Here is a 23,308-nt window from a genome sequence, read left to right as displayed (position 1 = left end):
TCTCCAGCAGGCCGAGTGCCTCGGCCGTGCTGTGTGCCGCCTCGCACACGCGAGGAGGAGTCGGTGTCCGCGAGGGAGCGCGCGCGGCCGGTCAGCTCGCGAGCGCCGCCATGCTCACCTCGCGGATCGCCACCACGTCCATCCGCGCGGGCGAGCCCAGTACCGACCCGCAGCTTTCCGCGCGGGGCGGCAGGGACGACCCCTGGGCCACCTCCACGCGCCAGCGGCGCCCGTCGGTGTGCGCGACGAGCACCTCCCAGTGCGGGGCCGTGCCGTCCGTCCGTACGACGGTCAGCGTCTCGGCGGCGTACTCGCCCACCGCGGTACGCACGGCCAGCTCGGCCGCTTGGCCGGGGCGCTCCCAGGCGGAGCTCCCACGGCACCCCTCCACGACGATCCGGCCCTCCTGCGCGTCGTGCAGCGCCTCCTTGACGGTGTGCGCCTCGGCCCTCCCGTACGCGTAGCCGTGGGGCAGCACGAGCACCGTGGGCGAGAAGCGGTGTCCGCCCAGGTGGGTGACCTCCCAGACGCTTTCGACGCCGGAGGCGGCGAGCTCGGCCGCCAGGGGCCGGCCGAGGAGTGCGCAGCAACGGTCGCGCTTGCCGTTGGTGCAGACGAGGGCGAGCGGGTCGCCCTCGTGCGGCCGCCCGCCGAGCGCGGTGGCGAAGGTGCCGCTGTGTCCCCTGCCGAGGGCCGCGAAGTCGAGGCCGAGCAGATGCTCCGGGTCCGTGGTGGTGGCGGCGTGCAGCCACGTACTGCCGGGCACGGTGTGGGCCACGTACACCTGGCGGGCGGCGGACGTCCGGTGGTCCGCGTGGCGTCCGGGGCGCCTGATCAGGGCGATACGCACGCCGGTGCCCGACGCGGTGGCCTCCAGGGCGCGGCCCAACGCCGGGTCGAGGTGGCTCGACGTGAGCGCCTTGGGGCCCCACGGACCGGGCTGTTCCAACAGGAGCCAGGTCCTCGCGGTGGCCGCTGTTCCCGCGACGGGCTCGTCGAGCTCGCGGGAGGCGGTTGAGCACGTACTCACAGAGGTGAGCCTAACCTGAGTTGCTCCTGAGTGCCGAGCGGCGCCACCTTGGTGCAAGTCGATCAGCCGGCCGAGTTCTGCCTCCTCGGTTCCGGTCAGGCTCGCGCGCTGATGCCGAGTCGCGTACCAGCACTCTCTGACGATCGGGTTCTGAAACATGCCCCGGGCGTGTTTGAAGAACTCGTCCCGGTTGAGGTTGCCGATGGGTAGTAGCAGAGCAGGTTCGTGTACAGGGCGTTGGCGAAGAGGTACTGGCGACGCTTCTGCGCGGTGACCGGAATCTCGAATACGTCCAGGACTTCAGTGAGTTCGGGGTCATCCATCGCTTTGCTCAGCAGTTCCCAGTGCTGGCGCTGCTGGCTCGCCAGATTCGCGTGCCGTTGGGCGTGCGACTGCTCTTCCAGGCGTTCCAGGCGGGTGCGCAGCGACTCCAGCGTGTGGCGTTGGGCCGCCGCGGTGGCGAGGATGCCCGCAGCCGTCCCCAGTGCCGCCACCGCGGTGACATCAAGCCCGCGCTTGCGAAATTTTCTTGTGATCATGCTCATTGCCCCAGATCGGCGGCCGTCCGCCGGTCGTCGGGGCGCGGGTCGACGGCAAAAAACCGGCGAGCGGTGGGCGGCGCTTGCCGCCTCCCAGGGTGCCGAGCGGCTCTGATCGGTGGGAAGGCGGAGAGGAGGCGCACGGAGGGAAGCGAGGGTCGCACAATCCGGCGCCTTGTCCAACGTCTGCCCTGCGAATGCTGCTGACAATCGTTCACTTCGCCACAGTTCTCACTGCTCGTATCCTGGGGAGTCAGTCGATTCCCGGGCGTACGCCGAGGCGCGAGCCGGGGTACGCGTAGGTGTGAGAGGGGTCGCGCGGTGGAGTGGAGCAGCGGTCGGCAGATTCCGGTCGTCGTCCTGGCCGGATTTCTCGGAGCCGGGAAGACCACCCTGCTCAACCACCTTCTCCATCACAGCGGCGGCAGCCGTATCGGGGCCGTCGTCAACGACTTCGGTGCCATCGAGATCGACGCCATGGCCGTGGCCGGAGCGCTTGGCGACTCGACCGTCTCGCTCGGCAACGGATGCCTGTGCTGTGCCGTCGACGGCAGCGAACTCGACGTATATCTCGAGCGGCTTGCGCGGCCGTCCGCCGGGATCGACGTCATCGTCATCGAGGCCAGTGGTCTCGCCGAGCCCCAGGAACTCGTGCGGATGGTGCTCGCCAGTGAGCACCCCGGGATCGTGTACGGCGGGCTCGTCGAGGTTGTGGACGCCGCCGAGTTCGAGGAGACCCGGGCCAGGCATCCCGGGATCGACCGGCACCTCGGCCTCGCCGATCTGGTCGTGGTGAACAAGCTCGACCGGGCGGCGGACGCGGACGGCCTGCTCGATGTCGTGCGGTCGCTCGTCGAGCGCGCCGCCGTCGTTCCCGCCACGCACGGCCGTGTCGATCCGGAGCTCCTCTTCGACTGCAGGCCGGCCGAGGAGCGCGTCGGGCAGCTCTCCTTCGACGACCTGCACCGGCACGGCCCCGGCGCCGACGAGCACGCCGGCCATCTGCACGCCCGGTACGACAGCCTGTCCTTCGCCTCCGCCGTGCCGCTCGATCCGCGACGGCTGATCCGTTTCCTCGACAGCCGCCCGGAAGGGCTCTACCGGATCAAGGGATACGTCGACTTCGGCCCTTACGACACCGGGAACCGGTACGCCGTGCATGCCGTCGGGCGGTTCCTGCGGTTCTACCCGGAGCCCTGGCCGGCCGGTGCGGAGCGGCTCACGCAGCTGGTGCTCATCGGGACCGGCATCGACAGCGCCGCCCTCCGCGAGGAGCTGGAGGAGGCCTGCGGCAGCGACGCCCCCGACGCCCCACACACCGACGAGCAGGGCATGTGGGGCGTGCTGCGGTACGTACCGGAGCCCGAGGAGCCGCAGCGTCAGGGAGGTGCGCAGGGTCAGACCGGCCCCGCCACCACCGCCACCGTCTTCGGCAGGGGCACTCCCGAGCCGTCGCGGCGCGGGTCGGGCTCCGGCAGGTCGACCGGCGTCCCGTTCTTCTGAGAGGCGCGGGCCGGGGTGGGGCCGGCCCAGGCCAGGGACAGGCAGTCCTCGCCCTTGAGGAACCGCTGACAGCGCACCCCGCCGGTGGCCCGGCCCTTGCGCGGGAACTGGTCGAACGGGGTCAGCTTGGCCGTCGTCTGGACGGATTCGTCCAGCGTGCCGCGCGAGCCGGCGACGGTGAACACCACCGCGTCCGCCCCCGGATCGATCGCCGTGAAGGTGATGACCTTTGCGCCCTCGGCGAGCTTGACACCCGCCACGCCGCCGGCGGGACGCCCCTGCGGACGGACCTGTGCGGCCTGATAGCGCAGCAGTTGCGCGTCGTCGGTGATGAAGACCAGGTCCTCCTCACCCGTGCGCAGCTCGACGGCGCCGACGATCCGGTCGCCGTCCCTGAGGGTGATGACCTCCAGCTCCTCCTTGTTGGAGGGGTAGTCGGGCACCACCCGCTTGACGACGCCATGCTCCGTGCCGAGCGCGAGGCCCGGCGACGACTCGTCGAACGTCGTCAGGCAGATCACCCGCTCGCCGTCCTCCAGGGAGACGAGCTCCGAAATCGGCGCTCCGCCCGAGAGGTTCGGGGTCGGCATCGACTCCGGCAGCTGCGGGAGGTCGACGACGTTCACCCGCAGCAGACGCCCCGTCGAGGTGACCACGCCCACCTCGCCCCGGGCGGTGGCCGGCACCGCCGAGACGATCATGTCGTGCTTGACCCGCTTGGCGTGCGCGCCCTTGGGGAACGGCTTCGCGTTCGCCGTACGGGCGAGCAGGCCCGTGTCGGACAGCAGCACCCGGCACGGGTCGTCCGCCACCTGAAGCGGCACGGCGGCGACCGGCGTGGCGGACCCGTCCAGCAGGACCGTACGGCGGTCGTTACCGAACTTCTTGGCCACCGCGGCCAGTTCGGACGAGACCAGCTTGCGCAGCTCCGCGTCCGAATCCAGGATGCGGGTCAGCTCCTCGATCTCCGTGTTCAGCCGCTCCTGCTCCGCCTCCAGTTCGATGCGGTCGAACCTGGTGAGGCGGCGCAGGGGGGTGTCCAGGATGTACTGGGTCTGGATCTCGCTCAGCGAGAACTGCTCCATCAGACGCTGCTTCGCCTGCGCGGAGTTGTCACTGGAGCGGATCAGACGGATGACCTCGTCGATGTCCAGCAGCGCCGTGAGCAGGCCCTCGACCAAGTGCAGACGGTCGCGCCGCTTGCTGCGGCGGAACTCCGAGCGGCGGCGGACCACATTGAAGCGGTGGTCGAGATAGACCTCCAGCAGCTCCTTGAGGCCCAGGGTGAGCGGCTGGCCGTCCACCAGGGCCACGTTGTTGATACCGAAGGACTCCTCCATGGGCGTCAGCTTGTACAGCTGCTCCAGGACCGCCTCCGGCACGAAGCCGTTCTTGATCTCGACGACCAGACGCAGACCGTGGGCGCGGTCGGTGAGGTCTTTGACGTCGGCGATGCCCAGGAGCTTCTTCGAACCGACCAGGTCTTTGATCTTGGCGATCACCTTCTCCGGGCCCACCGAGAACGGCAGCTCGGTGATGATCAGGCCCTTGCGGCGGGCGGTCACCTCCTCCACGGCGACCGTCGCGCGGATCTTGAAGGTTCCGCGGCCCTTCTCGTACGCGTCCCGGATGCCCGGGAGGCCGACGATCCTGCCGCCGGTGGGCAGGTCGGGGCCCGGCACATGGTGCATCAGGGCGTCGAGGTCCGCGTTCGGGTACCGGATCAGGTGGCGGGCGGCCGCGATCACCTCGCGGAGGTTGTGCGGCGGCATGTTGGTGGCCATACCGACCGCGATGCCCGACGCGCCGTTCACCAGGAGGTTCGGGAACGCGGCGGGCAGGGTCGTCGGTTCCTGCTCCTGGCCGTCGTAGTTGGGTGCGAAGTCGACCGTGTCCTCGTCGATGGACTCGGTCATCAGGCTCGTGGCCTCGGTCATCCGGCTCTCGGTGTACCGCATGGCCGCCGGTGGGTCGTCGTTGCCCAGGGAGCCGAAGTTGCCGTGGCCGTCGACCAGGGGGACCCGCATCGAGAAGGGCTGCGCCATGCGCACCAGGGCGTCGTAGATCGACGTGTCGCCATGAGGGTGCAGCTTGCCCATGACCTCGCCGACCACACGCGCGCACTTCACATAGCCGCGGTCGGGGCGCAGGCCCATCTCGTTCATCTGGTAGACGATGCGGCGGTGCACCGGCTTCATGCCGTCACGCGCGTCCGGCAGGGCGCGGGAGTAGATGACCGAGTACGCGTACTCGAGGAAGGAGCCCTGCATCTCGTCGACGACGTCGATGTCGAGGATCCGCTCCTCGTACGAGTCGTCGGGCGGCGGGGTCTTCGTGCTGCGGCGGGCCATCGCTGCCGGCTCCTTGCTGAAGCGTGGGACGGTATCTGACGCGGACCATTGTGGACCGCCGCACCGACAACCGGGACCATGACCCCCGCCGCTGCCCTCCGTCGGGAGCCGGAGCGGGGTGCCGGCAGAGTACGCGCACCTTCCGCCGGCGCCGCGAGCGGGGCGCCCCGGGAGGTCGGCGCGTGTCAGCACCGGGTGCGCACCCGGTGTGTCCCGTGACCCCGTACGTACCGAGGTCCCGTACGCCCCACGAACCCCATGCGTACCGCGCGGCCCCACTCGTACCCGCGGTTCTCGCTCTCGGCGTACCCGGTCCCCTCCGGGAACTTCGCCGGTCCTCCGCACGCTTGCATACAGTGGCAGGACCGGCACAAACGGCGGATGCGACGACCGCCTCCGCGATCGAAGGGACATACATGCCCATGGGTCACACGGCCACCGCCCAGGCAGGCTCCGGCGGCCTGACAGCGACCGAGCACCGGCTGTCCAACGGCCTGCGCGTGGTGCTCTCCGAGGACCACCTGACCCCCGTCGCGGCGGTGTGCCTCTGGTACGACGTCGGTTCGCGTCACGAAGTCAAGGGCCGTACCGGCCTGGCTCACCTTTTCGAGCACCTCATGTTCCAGGGGTCCGGCCAGGTGAAGGGCAACGGTCACTTCGAACTGGTCCAGGGCGCCGGCGGCTCGCTCAACGGCACCACCAGTTTCGAGCGGACCAACTACTTCGAGACCATGCCGACCCATCAGCTGGAACTCGCCCTCTGGCTCGAGGCCGACCGCATGGGTTCCCTGCTGGCCGCCCTGGACGAGGAGTCCATGGAGAACCAGCGGGACGTCGTCAAGAACGAGCGCCGCCAGCGCTACGACAACGTCCCCTACGGCACGGCCTTCGAGAAGCTGACCGCCCTCTCCTACCCGGCCGGTCACCCGTACCACCACACGCCCATCGGCTCGATGGCGGACCTGGACGCGGCCACCCTGGAGGACGCCCGCGCCTTCTTCCGCACGTACTACGCGCCGAACAACGCCGTGCTCTCCGTCGTCGGTGACATCGACCCGGAGCAGACGCTCGCCTGGATCGAGAAGTACTTCGGCTCCATCCCGTCCCACGACGGCAAGCCCGAGCCCCGCGACGGCTCGCTGCCCGAGATCATCGGCGAGGAGCTGCGTGAGCTCGTCGAGGAGGAGGTCCCCGCGCGTGCGCTGATGGCGGCCTACCGGCTGCCCGAGGACGGCACGCGCGCGAGCGACGCGGCGGACCTGGCGCTCACCGTCCTCGGCGGCGGTGAGTCCTCGCGGCTCTACAACCGGCTGGTACGACGGGACCGTACGGCCGTGGCGGCCGGATTCGGCCTGCTGCGGCTGTCCGGGGCGCCCTCCCTGGGCTGGCTGGACGTGAAGACGTCCGGTGACGTGGAGGTACCCGTCATCGAGGCCGCGATCGACGAGGAGCTCGCCCGGTTCGCCGAGGAGGGCCCCACGGCCGAGGAGATGGAGCGCGCCCAGGCGCAGCTGGAGCGCGAGTGGCTGGACCGGCTCAGCACCGTCGCCGGCCGGGCCGACGAGCTGTGCCGGTACGCCGTCCTGTTCGGCGACTCGCAGCTCGCCCTCACCGCCGTCGGGCGCATCCTCGACGTGACCGCCGAGGACGTCCGGGAGGTCGCCAAGGCCCGCCTGCGTCCCGACAACCGCGCGGTGCTCGTCTACGAGCCCGTGGCCCCCGGGGCCGGGGAGTCCGAAGAAGCCGCGGCCGCCGGCACCGAAGAAGCCGCGGCCGCCGGCACCGACGAGAACGAGGAGACGGCCAAGTGACCGAGCTCGCCACGATGGACTTCCACCCCCGGCCGCAGGCGGGCGAGGCCCGGCCCTGGGCCTTCCCGGCCCCCGAGCGCACTGCCCTCGGCAACGGTCTGACGGTGCTGCGCAGCCACCGCCCCGGCCAGCAGATCGTCGCCGTCGAGGTGCTGCTGGACGCGCCCCTGGAGGCCGAGCCGGCCGGGCTCGACGGTATCGCCACGATCACCGCGCGGGCGTTCTCCGAGGGCACCGACAAGCACTCCGCCGAGGAGTTCGCCGCCGAACTGGAGCGCTGCGGTGCCACCCTGGACGCCTACGCCGACCACCCCGGCATCCGGCTGAGCCTCGAGGTGCCGGCCTCACGACTCGCCAAGGCGCTCGGGTTGCTCGCCGACGCCCTCAGGGCGCCCGCGTTCGCCGACAGCGAGATCGAGCGCCTCGTCCGCAACCGCCTCGACGAGATCCCGCACGAGCTGGCCAACCCGTCCCGCCGCGCCGCCAAGGAACTCTTCAAGGAGCTGTTCCCGGCGACGTCGCGCATGTCCCGCCCGCGCCAGGGCACCGAGGAGACGGTCGCCGGCATCGAAGCGGCGGCTGTCCGCGCCTTCTACGAGAAGCACGTCCGTCCCGCGACCGCCACCGCGGTGGTCGTCGGCGACCTCACCGGCACCGACCTGGACGAGCTGCTCGGCGACACCCTCGGCGCCTGGACCGGATCGACCGCCCGGCCCCGGCCCGTCCCGCCGGTCACCGCCGACGACGCCGGCCGGGTCGTGATCGTGGACCGCCCCGGCGCCGTGCAGACGCAGCTGCTGATCGGCCGCGTCGGAGCGGACCGGCACGACCGCGTGTGGGCCGCGCAGGTGCTCGGCACCTACTGCCTCGGCGGCACCCTCACCTCCCGTCTGGACCGTGTCCTGCGCGAGGAGAAGGGCTACACCTACGGCGTACGGTCGTTCGGCCAGGTCCTGCGGTCCGCCCCGGACGGCACCGGCGCGTCGCTGCTCGCCATCAGCGGTTCCGTCGACACCCCGAACACCGGACCCGCCCTGCAGGACCTGTGGACGGTGCTGCGCACCCTCGCCGCGGAGGGCCTCACCGACGCCGAACGGGACGTCGCCGTGCAGAACCTGGTGGGCGTGGCGCCGCTCAAGTACGAGACCGCCGCGGCCGTCGCCGGCACCCTGGCCGACCAGGTGGAGCAGCACCTGCCCGACGACTACCAGGCCGAGCTGTACCGGCGGCTCGCCGCCACAGGCACCGTGGAGGCGACCGCTGCGGTGGTGAACGCCTTCCCGGTGGCCCGTCTCGTGACCGTTCTGGTCGGCGACGCGGCGAAGATCAAGGAGCCCGTCGAGGCGCTCGGTATCGGCGAAGTCACCGTCGTGGCCGCCGAATAGAGACCCCGTCAGCGGCCGGGACGCTGCTGACAGGCAGTCCGCGGAGCCTCGTGGGCACCTGGTGGAGCGCACGCGCGCGTGGCCCTGGTGGCGTGAAAGTCACCAGGGCCCGCTTATGCCCGAATTGGGGCGAGAGGTGTCTGTCTGCCCTGTGGGATGCGTTACAAAAGCCGCGATCCGTTTGGGAATTGACGGACGCCCCGCTTAGCTTCATGCGGTCTGTTCGTCGGGCAGTGCGCCGCATCCGCGGCACCGGACAGTCATCGCCGAGTCCCCGTACGGCGCGAGCCAGGGGAGCCGGGGACCCAACCGTCCCTGAGGTGAATCGGACGCCCGCGCGTGTCGCGAGGGGGCCCGTAGGAGACCTTCCTGCTCCGAACCTGTCAGCTAACCCGGTAGGCGAGAAGGAAGGAAAGGACCACCCTGTACATGGCGTTCACCCGCGCCACCGGGAAGCACCGTCGTCCCAGCCGCGTGCATCGCGGCACCGCCAGGGCGGCGGGCGCCGCGGCCCTCACCACCACCGGCGTCATCGGCTCCCTCGCGGCTCCGGCGCTCGCCGCCGAACCCGCCGCGGAGCGGACCGGCCTCACCCCCGTGATCACTCTGGGCGACGAGGCCGCCGCCCAGGTCGACGCCCAGGCGGCCGCCCAGCACGAGGCCGCACGCGAGGCGGCCCAGGCCGCCGCCCGCGAAGCCGCCGAGGAAGCCGCGCGGGAGAGGGCGGCCGAAGAGGCCGAGAGGGCCCGCGAAGCCGAGGAGCGCGCCGCGCGGGAGGCCGAGCGCAAGCGTCTCAACACCTTCGTGTCCCCGATCGCGGGCTCCTACGTCTCGACCGGTTACCTGTCCGGCGGCGCCGTCTGGTCCTCCGGCACTCACACGGGTGTCGACTTCCACGCCGCGAGCGGCACCCCCGTGCTCTCGGTCGGCATGGGCACCGTCGTCGAGGCCGGCTGGGGCGGCGCCTACGGCAACCATGTCGTGATCAAGATGCACGACGGCACGTACACCCAGTACGGCCACCTGTCGTCCGTCGGTGTCTCGGCGGGCCAACAGGTCACCCCGGGGCAGCAGATCGGCGTCTCCGGCGCCACCGGCAACGTCACCGGCGCGCATCTGCACTTCGAGGCCCGCACCACCGCCGAGTACGGCTCCGACGTCGACCCCGTCGCGTACCTCCGCGCGCACGGCGCGAACCTCTGACCGGGCACGTACCCCTGGCCTCCGTGCGCGCCTCGACGGCCGCGTGATCCCCTGAAGCCGCAGGTGTCCGCGGAAAGCGGACACCTGCGGCTTTCCATGGAATGGCCCCGGCCCGCTCTGCGAGCCGGGGCTTTCGGGGTTTCCGGCGGGCGGCCCGTTGTCCAAAAAGGGACATGGTTCCCGGCTCGCCGTCGGAAATTCCCGCTCGTTGCAATAGAGTCACGGGCAGGCTTCACCGGTTGACGTTATGCGGGGATTAATTCGGAGGTCGGTCATGCGTATTCCGGCGCACTCGGTGTGCACGGCGATCCGGGACGACATCGTCTCGGGTGTCTACGAGCGTGGCGGCCGGCTCACCGAGGAACTCCTCGCCCGCCGCTACGGCGTCTCGCGCGTCCCCGTCCGGGAGGCCCTGCGCACCCTGGAGGCCGAGGGCTTCGTGGTGACCCGGCGGCACGTGGGCGCGTGCGTCGCGGAACCCACCGAGCGGGAGGCCGCCGACCTGCTGGAGATGCGACTGCTGCTGGAGCCGCTCGGAGCCTCCCGCGCCGCACAGCGCCGTACCGAGGCCCACCTGAAGGTACTGCGCGGCCTGGTCCGGCTGGGCCAGGAGCGGGCCCGTCAGGGTCACAGCGACGACCTGCGCTCCCTGGGCGGCTGGTTCCACGAGACGCTCGCCCGGGCGTCCGGCAGCCCGGCACTGACGTCGACGCTGATCCGGCTCCGGCACAGGATCGGCTGGATGTACGAGGTGCGGGGGGCGAGGGATCCCGTGGAGTGCTGGGCGGAGCACGGCGCGGTCGTGGACGCCGTGGTGCGCGGGGACGGCGAGCGCGCGCGTGCGGTCATGGCGCTGCACACCGAGCGCGCCGCCGCCGCCCACCGCCTGCGCTTCACCGCGGGGCCGGCGCGGCCGAGCGCGCGGACCGGGCGGCCCGCCCGGCGAGCGTGAGGAACGCGCAACATCCCGTAAACACACCGAGCCTGCGCTCTTAACGAGGGTGCCGTATACAAAAGAGAGCGCGATTCCAAGGAATTTCCTGCTGCGCGCAAAAAGGGAAAGAGAAAGGCCCGCCCGGTGGTTCGGGCAGGCCTTTCAGCGGTGTGGTTCGGTGTCTGTGGAACGCAGATCACCGCAACCATCAATTGAGTAACCCGGACGGCGCGCAACCAGTTCCGCGAGAGCGGCGCCGGTTCAGGCGCAGAATTCAGACGGTCTCGGGGAGTTCCTCGAGGCCCTCGGAGACCAGCTTCGCCAGCCGGTCCAGGGCGGCGTCGGCGCCCTCGGCGTCGGAGGCGAGGACGATCTCCTCGCCGCCCTGGGCGCCCAGGCCCAGAACGGCCAGCATGGAGGCCGCGTTGACGGGATTGCCGCCGGCCTTGGCGATCGTCACCGGAACGCCTGTGGCCGTGGCGGATCGGACGAAGATGGAAGCGGGGCGGGCGTGGAGGCCCTCGGCCCAGCCGACGTTGACGCGGCGCTCAGCCATGTGTTGCTGCCCTTCGGAGTTCAAGTTGTCTAGACCAGTTTCCCATATCGTGAGGCGAACCGGTGAGCGGCCCGGAAGCGGTACCGGGAGCGGCACCCGCTGACGGTCCCCGGCGGCACCGGACCGCGGCCTCGGTCCGGTGCGCGCCCTCACGGACTGCCTCGCGCCATCACCGTACGCGAGCCGTACTCTGGGGCCCATGCAGACCTCCTCGGACCGGCATGAGTATCCCGCCCACTGGGAGGCCGACGTGGTGCTGCGCGACGGCGGCACCGCGCGCGTACGCCCCATCACCGTGGACGACGCCGAGCGCCTGGTCAGCTTCTACGAGCAGGTGTCGGACGAGTCGAAGTACTACCGCTTCTTCGCGCCCTACCCCCGCCTGTCCGCCAAGGACGTGCACCGCTTCACGCATCACGACTTCGTGGACCGGGTGGGACTCGCGGCCACCGTGGGCGGTGAGTTCATCGCCACCGTACGCTACGACCGGATCGGCCCCGACGGAACGCCGGCGTCGGCACCGGCCGACGAGGCCGAGGTCGCCTTCCTCGTGCAGGACGCCCACCAGGGCCGGGGCATCGCCTCCGCCCTGCTCGAGCACATCGCCGCCGTCGCCCGGGAGCGCGGCATCCGCCGGTTCGCCGCCGAGGTGCTGCCGGCCAACAGCAAGATGATCAAGGTGTTCACGGACGCCGGGTACACCCAGAAGCGCAGCTTCGAGGACGGCGTCGTCCGCCTGGAGTTCGGCCTCGAACCCACCGACCGTTCCCTGGCCGTGCAGCAGGCGCGCGAGCAGCGCGCCGAGGCCCGCTCGGTGCAGCGGCTGCTCGCCCCGGGCTCGGTAGCCGTCATAGGCGCCGGCCGCGCGCCCGGCGGCGTGGGCCGCAACCTCCTCGACAATATCCGGGACGCCGGATTCACCGGCCGCCTGTACGCCGTGAACAAGGCCCTCCCGCCGGAGCAGAAGGAGCTCGACGGAGCCGCCGGGGTGCCCGCCCACCGCTCGGTGCGGGACATCGACGGCCCGGTCGACCTCGCCGTCGTCGCGGTGCCCGCCGACGACGTCCCCGAAGCCGTGGCCGAATGCGGCGAACACGGGGTGCAGGGGGTCGTCGTCGTGTCCGCCGGGTACGCGGAAGCGGGCCCCGACGGACGAGAGCGCCAGCGCGCCCTCGTCCGCCAGGCCCGCTCCTACGGCATGCGGATCATCGGACCGAACGCGTTCGGCGTCATCAACACCTCCCCGGACGTACGCCTGAACGCCTCGCTCGCGCCGCAGATGCCGCGCCCCGGCCGCATCGGCCTGTTCGCCCAGTCCGGAGCCATCGGCATCGCCCTGCTGTCGCGGCTGCACCGGCGCGGCGGGGGAGTCACCGGTGTCACGGGCGTGTCCACCTTCGTGTCCTCCGGCAACCGGGCCGACGTCTCCGGCAACGACGTCATGCAGTACTGGTACGACGACCCGGACACCGATGTCGCCCTGATGTACCTGGAGTCCATCGGCAACCCCCGCAAGTTCACCCGCCTCGCCCGCCGCACCGCGGCGGTGAAGCCCCTGGTCGTGGTCCAGGGCGCCCGTCACAGCTCCGGACCCCGCGGGCACGCGGTGCGCGCGACGCGTCTGCCCCACGCCACCGTCTCCGCGCTGCTGCGGCAGGCCGGGGTGATCCGGGTGGACACCATCACGGAACTGGTCGACGCGGGCCTGCTGCTCGCCCGCCAGCCGCTGCCGTCCGGGCCCCGGGTGGCGATCCTGGGCAACTCCGAGTCCCTGGGGCTGCTCACCTACGACGCCTGCCTCGCCGAGGGGCTGCGCCCGCACCGCCCGCTGGACCTCACCACCGGGGCGTCGGCGGAGGACTTCCACGCGGCGCTGTCCCGGGCCCTGGCCGACGACACCTGCGACGCCGTGGTGGTGACCGCGATTCCGGCACTGGGGGAGACGCCCACCGACGACACGGCACTCGCCGGGGCGCTGCGCTCGGCCGCCGCCGCGACCCCGTCCAAGCCGGTCCTGGTCGTCCACGTGGAACTCGGCGGTCTGGCCGAGGCCCTGTCGGCGGCGGCCGGCACGGCCCCGCGGCCGGCCCCGGCCGCCCCGGCCCGCCCGGAAGCGCAGGCCGCGCACCCCGCCCCGCCCGAAGACGGGCGCCCGGCCGTCACAACGACGCCGGTCACCGCATCGACGCAGGCCACTCCGCAGGGCCCGGTCACCCCGCCCACCCCCGAGAGCCTCCCCGAGGACGCCCACCTCATCCCCGCCTACCCCGCCGCCGAACGCGCGGTCCGGGCCCTCGCCCACTCCGTCACCTATGCCCAGTGGCGACGGGACGCCGCCGACCCCGGCAAGGTGCCCGCGTACGAGGACATCGACGAGCGCAGCGCCGCCGCCCTCATCGACGCGCAGCTCACGCGCGGGGAGAGCCTCACCCTCGGCACCGAGGAGACCTGCGCGCTGCTCGGCGCCTACGGCATCCACGTCCACCGCGCCCTCCCCGCTCCCACCGCCGACGACGCCGTCGAGGCCGCCCGCACCCTCGGCCGGCCCGTGGCCCTCAAGGTGACCGCCCCGCACCTCAGGCACCGCGCCGACCTGGGCGGCGTACGGCTGGACCTGGCGGACGAGGAACAACTGCGCCGGGCCTACGCCGAGCTGACGGACCAGCTCGGCACGCCCGAGGAGTTGCGCCCCGTCGTGCAGCGGATGGCACCGCGCGGTGTCGACACCATCGTCCGCGCGGTGATCGATCCCGCCGCCGGGGCCGTGCTCTCCTTCGGGCTCGCCGGTGCCCCGTCGCAGCTGCTCGGGGACATGGCGCACCGGCTGATCCCCGTCACCGACCGGGAGGCGACCTCCCTGGTGAGGTCGATCCGGACCGCGCCCCTCCTGTTCGGCTGGCGCGGCTCGACCCCCGTCGACACCCCCGCTCTGGAGGAGCTGTTGCTGCGGGTGTCGCGGCTGGTCGACGACCACCCCGAGGTCGTCGCGGTCAGCCTGGAGCCGGTCGTCGTCGCCACCCACGGGGTGAGCGTCCTCAGTGCCTCCGTACGCCTGGCCCCGCCCCCCGTCCGTGACGATCTCGGCCCCCGGACCCTCCCGGCGTACTGAGAGCGGCGTGAGCCCCTGAGCGTTCCGACTCGGCAGATGGCCGTGCGTTTGACGGTGCGTCGAGCGGGCTACCCGTGCCCCCGGCCGGCAGCGGCAACTGCCGCAGGTGCGGGGCCGGCTCCCGGGCCTGCCGGCCGCGACGGCTTCCCGTCCGAGACGGCCTCCGGGCCGCTGTACGGGTGCGTCCGGACCGGCACGCTCGATGAACGGAGAGAACGGCATGCGACTCGGGGTCCTCGGCGCCGACAGGATCGGCTCCCCCCTCGCCCGGCACACCGCCGGCCACGCGAGGTCGTGGCGGCTGTCGGCCGGTGCGGATTTCCGGCCCCGTACACGCACCGGGTGCCGGCGCTGAACCACCCGCCGGCCGCGGCTCGCCGCGCCACGGGTCGCAGGCGCACGCCGGGCCCCGCTTCCGGCGCGGCGGCGCCCCGCCGGACGACTCCCCCTGCTACACAGAGCACTGCATATCGAAATGCTGATAAACGGGATATATCCTCCAGGGTCGAGTGGCAGGACCCGACCATGCGTCAGCGGTCGGCCAGCGCGAAGGAGTTGGTGCTGACGTGCTGGTCCTGCTGGCCGCCTACGCGGTGGCCGCAGTGTCGATGCCCTGGTGGGAGAAGAGGCTCGGCCGTGCGATGTGGGCCGTGGCGGCCCTGGTGCCGTTGGCGACCGTGGCCTGGGCGGGCACCCGGGCGGCGCGCGTTCTGGACGGCGACGCGTACCAGGAGTCCCTGTACTGGGCCCCGTCGCTCGGCCTGACGGTCGATCTGCGCCTGGACGCCCTCTCGCTGCTGATGCTGTGGGTGGTGGCCGGCGTCGGAGCCCTGGTGCTCCTGTACTGCCGGTACTACGTCGAGCGCGACGCCGGCCGGCTGGCCGCCCTGCTGCTGGCCTTCGCCGGGGCGATGACCGGACTGGTGCTGGCGGACAACCTCTTCGTGCTGTACGTCTTCTGGGAGCTGACCACGGTCGCCTCCTTCCTGCTGATCGCGGGCCGCGGGGCGCGGGTGGAGCAGCGGCGGGCCGCCCGTCAGGCCCTGCTGGTGACCGCGGCCGGCGGCCTGGCGATGCTGCTCGGCTTCATCGTGCTGGGCCAGGAGGCCGGCACGTACCGCGTCTCGGCGATCCTCGCCGACCCCCCGCGGGGCGGCGCGGTCCCCGCCGCCGTGGTGCTCGTCCTGGTCGGCGCGTTCACCAAGTCCGCGCAGATGCCGGTGCACGGCTGGCTGCCCGCGGCGATGGTCGCCCCCACACCGGTCAGCGCCTTCCTGCACGCGGCGGCGATGGTCAAGGCCGGGGTCTACCTGGTGGCCCGGCTGGCGCCCGCCCTGGCCGACGTGACGCCGTGGCGGCCGATGGTGCTCGGCGTGGGACTCGCCACCATGGTGGTGGCCGCGTGGCGGGCCCTGCGCGAGACCGACCTGAAGCTGCTCCTCGCCTACGGAACCGTCAGCGAACTCGGTCTGCTGACCGCCCTGCTGGGCGCGGGGACACGGACGGCTGCGCTGGCCGGGGTGGTGATGCTGCTGGCGCACGCGGCGTTCAAGTCGGCGCTGTTCCTGTCCGTCGGGATCGTGGACCACCACACGGGCACGCGCGACATCCGGGAGCTGTCGGGACTGGGACGCCGACTGCCCGTGCTGTTCGGCATCACGGCACTCGCCGCCGCGTCGATGGCCGGTCTGCCGCCCCTCGTCGGCTTCCTGGGCAAGGAAGCGGCCCTGGACGCGTTCCTGCACGGCACCGAACTCGCCGGCCACTACCAGTTGACGGTGGTGCTCGTGTGCGGCTCCGCGCTGACCGTGGCGTTCGCGGCACGGTTCCTGCACGGTGCCTTCGGCGGGCGGTCGCCGGGCAAGGCGGCGCGCGCCGTACGGAGCCCGGAACCGGGATTCGTCGTACCGGTGGCCGTGCTGTCCGCGGCGGGCCTGGTGCTGGGCGTGGCGTACCCCGGCACGGCAGCCCTCACCACGGCCTACGCCGACGCCTATCCGCCCGGGGCCGACGGACCGTACGAACTGTCCCTGTGGCACGGGTTCACGCCGGTGCTCGGCCTGTCGGCGCTGTCGCTCGTCGTCGGTGTGCTGATCCACGTGCTCCTGCGCCGCGGTACCGCGCCCGCCCGCCTGCCGCGCCTGCCCGACGTGCAGCACGCGTACGACCGTGTGGTCGAGGGCGTGGACCGGCTGGCCGTGACGCTGACCCGCAACACCCAGGTCGGCTCGCTGCCCGTCTATCTGACCGTGCTGCTCATGACGGTCGTCGCCGTGCCCGGCACGGCACTCGTGGCGGCGGCCCCGTCACTGGGATCACCGCCCCTGTGGCGGTACTCGCTCGAACCGGTCCTGGCCGTGGTGATGCTGGCCGCCGCCGCGACGGTGGTGGCCGCCCGGCACCGGCTCACCGCCATCCTGCTGACCGGGGCCGTCGGATACGCGGCGGCGGGCCTGTTCCTGGTGCGGGGAGCCCCGGACCTGGCGCTCACCCAGTTCCTGGTCGAGACGATGACGCTGGTCGTCGTGGTGCTGGTGCTGCGCCGGATGCCGGCCCGGTTCGATCCCGGCCGGAGGTCGGTGCCGGGGCGCGTGCTGCGGGGCGCGGTGGCCGTCGGGGTCGGCGCCGTCGTCACCTGCCTCGCGCTGGCGGCGGCCTCCGCGCGTACGGCTCCGGTGATCTCGACCGGGTACCTGCGCCGAGCGGCGGAGACGGGCGCCCTCAACGTCGTCGACGCGATCATCGTCGACTTCCGGGCCCTGGACACGCTGGGTGAGATCTCGGTCGTGCTCGTGGCGGCGGTCGGAGTGGGCAGCCTGGTCCGGTTCCGCGACCGCGACGCGGTACCGGTCGCCGACGAGGAGCCGCCCGCCCCGTTCCCCACGACGCACTGGGACGAGCCCCGGCAGGCCTGGCTGCCGGGAGCCGGCGAACGCCCCGGCGGCGAGCGCTCGGTGCTGCTGGAAGTGGCCATCCGGCTGCTCTTCCCCTCGATCCTGGTGCTCTCGCTGTTCCTGCTGTTCTCCGGGCACTACCGCCCGGGCGGAGGATTCTCCGGCGGCCTGGTGGCGGGGCTGGCGTTCGTCCTGCGCTACCTCGTCGGAGGACAGGCCGACCTCGGCGCCGCCGTACGCCTGCGCCCGGTCGCGATCGCGGGCGCGGGCCTGGTGGTCGCGGCGGTCGTGGCCCTCGTGCCGCTCGCCGTCGGCGGTACGCCGCTGGACAGCGACCTGGTGACATGGCACCTGCCGCTGGTGGGCGAGGTGAAGTGGGCGACCAGCCTGTTCCTCGACGTCGGCGTCTATCTGCTCGTGGTCGGTGTCGTCCTCAAGCTCCTGTCGGCGGTGGGCGTCTCGCTGGACCGGGGCGAGACGGCGGCGGTCCGGAAGGAGGAGGGATCCGCTCGATGACCGACGCGGTGGACAACACGGTGAACACCCTCGACGTGACGATGGCCGTCGTGGTCGGCGGCCTGTTCACGATCGGCTTCCACCTCATGCTGCAACGGTCCCTGATGCGGATCGTCCTCGGCTTCATCCTCCTGGGCCACGGCACCAACATGCTGCTCCTGGTCGCCGGAGGCACCCCCGGCCGGCCCCCGGTACTGGAGGGGCGGCCGGTGAACCCGGCGGAGCCCGCCGATCCGCTGCCCCAGGCCATGGCGCTGACGTCGATCATCATCACGTTCGGTCTCACGGCGTTCCTGATGGCCCTCGCCTACCGTTCCTGGCGGCTGTCCGGCAGCGACGAGGTACGCGACGACGTGGAGGACCGGCGCATCGACTTCGCCCTCCAGCGTGCCGGGACCGACGAGGTGACCGGCCCGCCCGAAAAAACCGACGGTGACGCCCTCGGCGACGGTGCCGGCCCCGACGGCGGCAGCGAACCCGACGGCGGCAGCGACCCCGGTGGCGGGGGCGACGGCAGTGAGCCGGACCACCGGGACGACGGCACCGCTCCGGGGGGACACCGATGACCGCACTGCTGCTCGCCCTGCCCGTGGTCCTGCCGGTCCTGTGCGCCGGGGTGACCCTGCTCGGACTGCCCGGCCGGGTGATCCGAGGGCTGAGCGCCCTCGTGCTGGCGGGCGTGCTGGCGGACGCGGCGGCCCTGTTCGTCCTCACCGACACCCGCGGCCCGCAGTCCGTGCACATCGGAGGCTGGCCGGCGCCACTGGGCATCACGCTCGTCGCCGACCGGCTGTCGGCACTCCTGCTCACCGTGTCCGTACTGGTGACCCTGGCCGTGCTGCTCTTCGCCATCGGCCAGGGCACCGCGGAGAAGCGCCGGAGCTCGGCGGAGGTCTTCCACCCCGCCTACCTGCTGCTCGTCACCGGGGTCAGCCTGGCCTTCCTCACCGGCGACCTGTTCAACCTCTTCGTCGCCTTCGAAATCCTGCTCGCCGCCTCCTACGTCCTGATCACCCTGGACGCCGACGGAAACCGCACCCGGGCCGGCATGACGTACACGATCATCAGCCTGACGTCCTCCCTGCTGTTCCTCACACTCGTCGGCCTGGTGTACGCGGCCACCGGCACGGTCACCCTGGCCCAGCTCGGGCCGCGGCTCGCCGAACTCTCCGACGGCCTGCGCGGCGCGCTCGCCCTGCTGCTCCTGGCAGTCCTGGGCATCAAGGCGGCGATCGTCCCCCTGCACTTCTGGCTGCCCGACAGCTACCCCACAGCTCCGGCGCCGATCACCGCCGTGTTCGCCGCACTGCTGACCAAGGTCGCCGTCTACGCCCTGCTGCGCACCCAGACCCTGCTCTTTCCGCGCTCCAGCGTGTGGACCCTGCTGGCCTGCGTGGCGATCGCCACCATGATCGTGGGCATTCTCGGCGCACTCGCCCAGGACGACATCAACCGGCTGCTGTCCTTCACCCTCGTCAGCCACATCGGCTTCATGCTGTTCGGGCTCGCGCTGTTCGACACGATCGGCCTCACCGGCACGGTCCTCTACATCGTCCACCACATCGTCGTCCAGGCGGCGCTCTTCCTGGCCGCCGCCCTCACCGTGCGCCACACGGGAACAACGGGCCTGGACCGCATGGCACAGAGTCCGCCCCCACGGCCGCTGGTGGCCGTGCTGTTCGCGGTCCCCGCTCTGAGCCTGGCTGGGATCCCGCCGTTCTCCGGGTTCGTGGCCAAGCTGACCCTGCTGCGGGCCGGCGCGTGGCAGGGCGGCACCGCCGCGTACGCCCTTGTCGCGGCCGCCCTGCTCACCAGCCTGCTGACGCTCTACGCCATGACCCGGGTGTGGACCAGGGCCTTCATGCGGCAGGAGCCGCACCCGGACCGCCGTGACGCGCCACCGCCGTGGAAGCCGGCCCCCGACACCGCCCGCCGCCCGGAGCGCCGCGCCGACCGGTACGGAGCCGGGCTGATGAACGCCGCCACCGTCGTCATGGTGATGACCAGCGTCGCGGTCGCCGTCTGCGCGGGCCCGTTGGCCCGCGTCGGCGAACGAGCCGCACACGAACTGCTCGACCCACGGGAGTACCGTTCCGCCGTCCTGACCGAGGAGGACCGTTGACCCGCCGGGAGAACGCCCGCCGAGTCCGGCACCACTGGCCCATGGTCGGATGGCTGTGGCTGCTGTGGATCCTGCTGTGGGGGTCCGTCGGCCCGGTGGTCCTCGTCGGAGGCCTGCTCGTCGCCGTGGCCGTCGTCAGGTCCTTCTCCCTGCCGCCGATCCTCCCCGGGGCCGTGCCCCGGCCACTGGCGATCGGACGCCTGCTGATCGACCTGCTGACGGATCTCGTGGGGTCCGGGGTCACCGTCGCCTGGCAGGTCCTGAGGTACGGAGGGAAGACGTCCGCGGCGATCGTCGAGGTCCCGCTGTACGTCGACAGCGACCTCCTGATCACAGCCGTGGCCGAACTCACGACGATCGCCCCCGGCACGCTGGTGGTGGAGATCGACCGGCGCCGGCAGCGGCTGTACGTCCACACGCTCCCGGTCCGCGCCGAAACCGACATCACCCGCCGCAGAAAGGCGGTGCAGACCGTGGAGCGCAGAGTGGCGCGGGCGGTCGGCCGCGGCCGACGCACCGGAGCGAGCGGAGACGACGCCTCCGGGTCCGTCGGCGATCTCGGGTATTCCGCCGGCCCCGGGTACTCCACCGGCTCCGAGTCCTCCACCGACCCCGAGTCTTTCGATCACCCGGACTCCCGGGACCACCCGAATCACCCGGATGAAGGAGGCAGAACCCCATGACCGCCCTGTACACCGCCACCCTGGCCGTGCTGTCGGCGGCCGGCCTGCTCACCCTGCTGCGCCTCGTGCGCGGTCCGGACGCGCTCAACCGCATCGTGGCGCTGGACGTCCTCCTGACGATGATCATCGCCGGGACCGCCGTGGGCATGGTCCTGCGCGAGGACACCACGCCCCTGCCCGTGCTCGTCGTCCTCGCGCTGCTGGCCTTCACCGGATCGGTGACGGCCGCCCACCTGATCGAGAAGCGGGAAGGCCTGCGGTGACCGCGGTGTCCGACGTGATCACCACCGTCCTGCTTCCGACCGGCGCGGTCTTCTGCCTGCTCGGCGCCCTGGGTCTGCTCCGCTTCCCGGACATCATCAGCCGCCTGCACGCGGCCGCCAAGGCCCAGACCCTCGGCCTGATGTTCATCCTGGTGGGAACCGCCGTGCAGCTGCCCCTGCGCTACGCGCCGGTGCTGCTGCTCGTCGTTCTGTTCCAGCTGCTCACCGCGCCGATCACCAGCCAGATCGTCGGCCGCACCGCCTACCGCGTCCAGGCCCTCGACCGCGGCGCGCTGTTCCGGGACGAACTCGCCGACCGTCTCGCGCGGGACGGCACTCCGGTGGACGAGCAGCCGCCGTACGAGGACGCGGACCAGTGAAGCCTCCTCGACCGAACGGTCCGGGCCGTTCCCGGCCCGGATCGGCCCGGCCCGCGCGGGGGAGTGCGCTGACCGGTGCCTCGCAGTCAGCGGTCCCCCGTAGGATGGGCGTCATGGCCAAGACCAGTACGACGACCCAGGGGCTGCGGGCGGCGATCGAGCGCAGCGGCTACTACCCGGCCCTCGTGGCCGAGGCGGTGGAGGCCGCCGTGGGCGGCGAGCCCGTCCGGTCGTACCTGGTCCACCAGGAGACGACATTCGACCAGAACGAGGTACGGCGCCATGTGACCGTGCTCGTCCTCACCGGCAACCGCTTCATCGTCAGTCACACCGACGAGCAGGCCGCCGACACCACGTCCCCGACCCCGTACGCCACCACGTCCACGGAGTCGGTCAAGCTCGGCCGGATCTCGTCGATCGTGGTCAGCCGCGTCGTCGCCAACCCGGAGTCGTACAAGCCGGGCACACTGCCCCGCGAGATCGTGCTCACCATCGGCTGGGGCGCGGTCGCCCGCCTCGACCTGGAGCCCGCCGCCTGCGGCGACCCCAACTGCGAGGCCGACCACGGCTACACGGGCAGTTCGACGGCCGACGACCTCAGCCTGCGGGTCAGCGAGGCCGGGGACGGCCCGGAGACGGTGCGTCAGGCGCTCGCCTTCGCGCAGGCCCTTTCCGAGGCGACCGCGGACTCCGCACGCTGATGCCGCACACCCCGCCCCCCGCGCCGTCCCCGCACACCTCCCCGACTCCGCACACCCCGCCGTCCCCGCACACCCGCGGTTGGGGGGACGTCCACCCGGAGCACCTCGCTCCGGACTCCGCACCCCTGCCCGAGTACGGCACCGGCTCGCTGGCCGACCTGCTGCCCACCCTCGCCGCCGGCATGGGCGTCCCCGGCACCACCGGCACGATCCCGGAGCTCACCCCCGCCGACCGCAACTGCGTGTTCCTGATCGACGGCCTCGGCTGGGAGCAGCTGAAGGCACACCCGGAGGAAGCCCCGTTCATGGCGTCCCTGACGGCCGCCTCGCGCGGCGGCACCGGACGGCCGATCACCACGGGCTACCCGGCCACCACCGCCACCTCCCTGGCCTCCGTCGGCACCGGCCTGCCGCCCGGCGCGCACGGCCTGCCCGGCTACACCGTGCGCAACCCGGACACCGGCGAACTGATGAACCAGCTGCGCTGGCAGCCCTGGACCCGGCCCGACACCTGGCAGCCCCACCCCACCGTCTTCCAACTGGCCCACCGGGCGGGGGTGCACGCCGCACAGGTGTCCTCACCCGCCTTCGCGAACACCCCGCTGACCAAGGTCGCGCTCAGCGGCGGCGCCTTCCACGGGAGGCTGTCCGGCGAGGAGCGCATGGACCTCGCGGCCGCCCAACTGGCCGCCGCCGACCGCTCCCTCGTCTACACGTACTACGCCGAGGTCGACGGCGCGGGCCACCGCTTCGGCGTCGACTCCGACACCTGGCGCGGCCAGCTCATGTACGTCGACCGTCTGGTCCAGCGGCTGGCCGAGCAACTCCCGCCGCGCAGCGCGCTCTACGTCACCGCCGACCACGGAATGATCGACGTGCCCTTCGACGACGAGCACCGCATCGACTTCGACCACGACTGGGAGCTGAGCGCCGGAGTCGCCCTGCTCGGCGGCGAGGGCCGCGCCCGCCACGTCTACGCCGTACCGGGCGCCGCGGCGGACGTCCTGACCTGCTGGCGCGAGGTGCTCGGCGAGCAGTTCTGGGTGGCCTCGCGGGACGAGGCGATCGACGCGGGCTGGTTCGGCCCCCGGATCGAGGACCGCGTGTACCACCGGATCGGCGACGTGGTCGCCGCCGCCCGCGACGACGTGCTGCTCATCGCCTCCGAGCGGGAGCCCAAGGAATCGGCGATGGTCGGCAACCACGGTTCGCTGACCCCTGCCGAACAACTGGTCCCCCTCCTCGAAGTACGCTCCTGACACTCGTCACACGTCGCCCGCGGACCCGGCCCACCCCCGACCCGGTCCGTCCTCACCGCCCATACCCGC

At 72.2% G+C, this 23,308-nt stretch carries 16 protein-coding genes, 2 pseudogenes and 1 riboswitch; of the genes and pseudogenes, 14 read left to right on the top strand and 4 right to left on the bottom strand.

Annotated features, from left to right (window positions below; all coding sequences use genetic code 11):
• Positions 1-91: 91 nt before the first annotated feature.
• Positions 92-1,030 carry a sucrase ferredoxin gene (locus tag ACFYQA_RS20350; protein WP_388919543.1) on the bottom strand — a complete coding sequence of 313 codons (939 nt, stop codon included), beginning with the start codon at positions 1,028-1,030 and terminating at the stop codon, positions 92-94.
• A 117-nt stretch (positions 1,031-1,147) separates the two neighbouring features.
• Positions 1,148-1,569 (bottom strand): annotated as a pseudogene (locus ACFYQA_RS20345) (DUF6082 family protein); the annotation flags it as partial.
• Between the two features lie 321 nt (positions 1,570-1,890).
• Between ACFYQA_RS20345 and ACFYQA_RS20340 the strand changes: the two are divergent.
• On the top strand, positions 1,891-3,072 hold the full coding sequence (locus tag ACFYQA_RS20340; RefSeq protein ID WP_388919476.1) for a CobW family GTP-binding protein: 1,182 nt from the start codon (positions 1,891-1,893) through the stop codon (positions 3,070-3,072).
• Here the strand turns inward: ACFYQA_RS20340 and ACFYQA_RS20335 are convergent.
• A complete protein-coding gene (locus ACFYQA_RS20335) occupies positions 2,967-5,423 on the bottom strand; it encodes a DNA topoisomerase (ATP-hydrolyzing) subunit A (RefSeq protein ID WP_388919474.1) in 2,457 nt (818 codons plus the stop codon). The genes ACFYQA_RS20340 and ACFYQA_RS20335 overlap by 106 nt on opposite strands.
• Before the next feature lie 416 nt (positions 5,424-5,839).
• Here ACFYQA_RS20335 and ACFYQA_RS20330 point away from each other — a divergent pair, with 416 nt between their 5' ends.
• From ACFYQA_RS20330 to ACFYQA_RS20315, 4 genes and pseudogenes are all read left to right on the top strand, one after another.
• Positions 5,840-7,234, top strand: a complete 1,395-nt coding sequence (locus ACFYQA_RS20330; RefSeq protein ID WP_388919472.1) for a M16 family metallopeptidase — start codon at positions 5,840-5,842, stop codon at positions 7,232-7,234.
• A complete protein-coding gene (locus ACFYQA_RS20325) occupies positions 7,231-8,619 on the top strand; it encodes a M16 family metallopeptidase (RefSeq protein ID WP_388919470.1) in 1,389 nt (462 codons plus the stop codon). Before ACFYQA_RS20330 ends, ACFYQA_RS20325 begins: the two co-directional genes overlap by 4 nt.
• A 254-nt stretch (positions 8,620-8,873) precedes the next feature.
• Positions 8,874-9,035, top strand: a riboswitch (cyclic di-AMP (ydaO/yuaA leader).
• Positions 9,036-9,048: 13 nt separating this feature from the next.
• Entirely contained in the window at positions 9,049-9,822 is a 774-nt protein-coding gene (locus tag ACFYQA_RS20320) for a M23 family metallopeptidase (protein WP_388919467.1), read from the top strand.
• A gap of 274 nt (positions 9,823-10,096) precedes the next feature.
• Positions 10,097-10,818, top strand: a pseudogene (locus ACFYQA_RS20315) (GntR family transcriptional regulator).
• A 212-nt stretch (positions 10,819-11,030) separates the two neighbouring features.
• Here ACFYQA_RS20315 and ACFYQA_RS20310 read toward each other — a convergent pair.
• The gene (locus ACFYQA_RS20310; protein ID WP_042172977.1) at positions 11,031-11,312 is read right to left on the bottom strand and encodes an HPr family phosphocarrier protein; all 282 of its coding nucleotides are present in this window, start codon (positions 11,310-11,312) and stop codon (positions 11,031-11,033) included.
• Between the two features lie 199 nt (positions 11,313-11,511).
• On the opposite strand from ACFYQA_RS20310, the gene ACFYQA_RS20305 reads away from it, so the two are divergent.
• From ACFYQA_RS20305 to ACFYQA_RS20265, 9 genes are all read left to right on the top strand, one after another.
• A complete protein-coding gene (locus ACFYQA_RS20305; RefSeq protein ID WP_388919464.1) occupies positions 11,512-14,421 on the top strand; it encodes a GNAT family N-acetyltransferase in 2,910 nt (969 codons plus the stop codon).
• Positions 14,422-14,987: 566 nt separating this feature from the next.
• Positions 14,988-17,831, top strand: a complete 2,844-nt coding sequence (locus ACFYQA_RS20300; protein WP_388919460.1) for a Na+/H+ antiporter subunit A — start codon at positions 14,988-14,990, stop codon at positions 17,829-17,831.
• A complete protein-coding gene (locus ACFYQA_RS20295) occupies positions 17,828-18,397 on the top strand; it encodes a Na(+)/H(+) antiporter subunit C (protein WP_388919457.1) in 570 nt (189 codons plus the stop codon). The genes ACFYQA_RS20300 and ACFYQA_RS20295 overlap by 4 nt, the downstream gene beginning before the upstream one ends.
• Positions 18,394-19,953 (top strand): Na+/H+ antiporter subunit D, encoded by a 1,560-nt coding sequence (locus ACFYQA_RS20290; RefSeq protein ID WP_388919454.1) that lies wholly within the window; start codon positions 18,394-18,396, stop codon positions 19,951-19,953. Before ACFYQA_RS20295 ends, ACFYQA_RS20290 begins: the two co-directional genes overlap by 4 nt.
• Entirely contained in the window at positions 19,950-20,636 is a 687-nt protein-coding gene (locus ACFYQA_RS20285; RefSeq protein WP_388919451.1) for a Na+/H+ antiporter subunit E, read from the top strand. The genes ACFYQA_RS20290 and ACFYQA_RS20285 overlap by 4 nt, the downstream gene beginning before the upstream one ends.
• A complete protein-coding gene (locus ACFYQA_RS20280; RefSeq protein ID WP_386396125.1) occupies positions 20,633-20,899 on the top strand; it encodes a monovalent cation/H+ antiporter complex subunit F in 267 nt (88 codons plus the stop codon). The genes ACFYQA_RS20285 and ACFYQA_RS20280 overlap by 4 nt, the downstream gene beginning before the upstream one ends.
• 5 nt (positions 20,900-20,904) lie before the next feature.
• Positions 20,905-21,279, top strand: a complete 375-nt coding sequence (gene mnhG / locus ACFYQA_RS20275; RefSeq protein WP_388919447.1) for a monovalent cation/H(+) antiporter subunit G — start codon at positions 20,905-20,907, stop codon at positions 21,277-21,279.
• A 113-nt stretch (positions 21,280-21,392) separates the two neighbouring features.
• Positions 21,393-21,980, top strand: a complete 588-nt coding sequence (locus ACFYQA_RS20270; RefSeq protein ID WP_042173127.1) for a DUF5998 family protein — start codon at positions 21,393-21,395, stop codon at positions 21,978-21,980.
• Positions 21,980-23,239: an alkaline phosphatase family protein gene (locus tag ACFYQA_RS20265; protein ID WP_388919444.1), complete on the top strand. Its 1,260-nt coding sequence runs from the start codon at positions 21,980-21,982 to the stop codon at positions 23,237-23,239. Before ACFYQA_RS20270 ends, ACFYQA_RS20265 begins: the two co-directional genes overlap by 1 nt.
• Positions 23,240-23,308 lie beyond the last annotated feature (69 nt).

The sequence above is a fragment of the Streptomyces sp. NPDC005774 genome (assembly GCF_042871645.1).
In the GTDB taxonomy this organism is placed as follows: domain Bacteria; phylum Actinomycetota; class Actinomycetes; order Streptomycetales; family Streptomycetaceae; genus Streptomyces; species Streptomyces pratens.
This window is presented reverse-complemented; position numbering and strand designations above follow the sequence as displayed.

Coding starts and splice junctions, on each gene's coding strand:
- ACFYQA_RS20280 (WP_386396125.1), top strand. CDS start 20,633: ATGACCGCCCTGTACACCGCCACCCTGGCCGTGCTGTCGGCGGCCGGC.
- ACFYQA_RS20330 (WP_388919472.1), top strand. CDS start 5,840: ATGCCCATGGGTCACACGGCCACCGCCCAGGCAGGCTCCGGCGGCCTG.
- ACFYQA_RS20265 (WP_388919444.1), top strand. CDS start 21,980: ATGCCGCACACCCCGCCCCCCGCGCCGTCCCCGCACACCTCCCCGACT.
- ACFYQA_RS20310 (WP_042172977.1), bottom strand. CDS start 11,312: ATGGCTGAGCGCCGCGTCAACGTCGGCTGGGCCGAGGGCCTCCACGCC.
- ACFYQA_RS20270 (WP_042173127.1), top strand. CDS start 21,393: ATGGCCAAGACCAGTACGACGACCCAGGGGCTGCGGGCGGCGATCGAG.
- ACFYQA_RS20290 (WP_388919454.1), top strand. CDS start 18,394: ATGACCGCACTGCTGCTCGCCCTGCCCGTGGTCCTGCCGGTCCTGTGC.
- ACFYQA_RS20295 (WP_388919457.1), top strand. CDS start 17,828: ATGACCGACGCGGTGGACAACACGGTGAACACCCTCGACGTGACGATG.
- ACFYQA_RS20335 (WP_388919474.1), bottom strand. CDS start 5,423: ATGGCCCGCCGCAGCACGAAGACCCCGCCGCCCGACGACTCGTACGAG.
- ACFYQA_RS20320 (WP_388919467.1), top strand. CDS start 9,049: ATGGCGTTCACCCGCGCCACCGGGAAGCACCGTCGTCCCAGCCGCGTG.
- ACFYQA_RS20305 (WP_388919464.1), top strand. CDS start 11,512: ATGCAGACCTCCTCGGACCGGCATGAGTATCCCGCCCACTGGGAGGCC.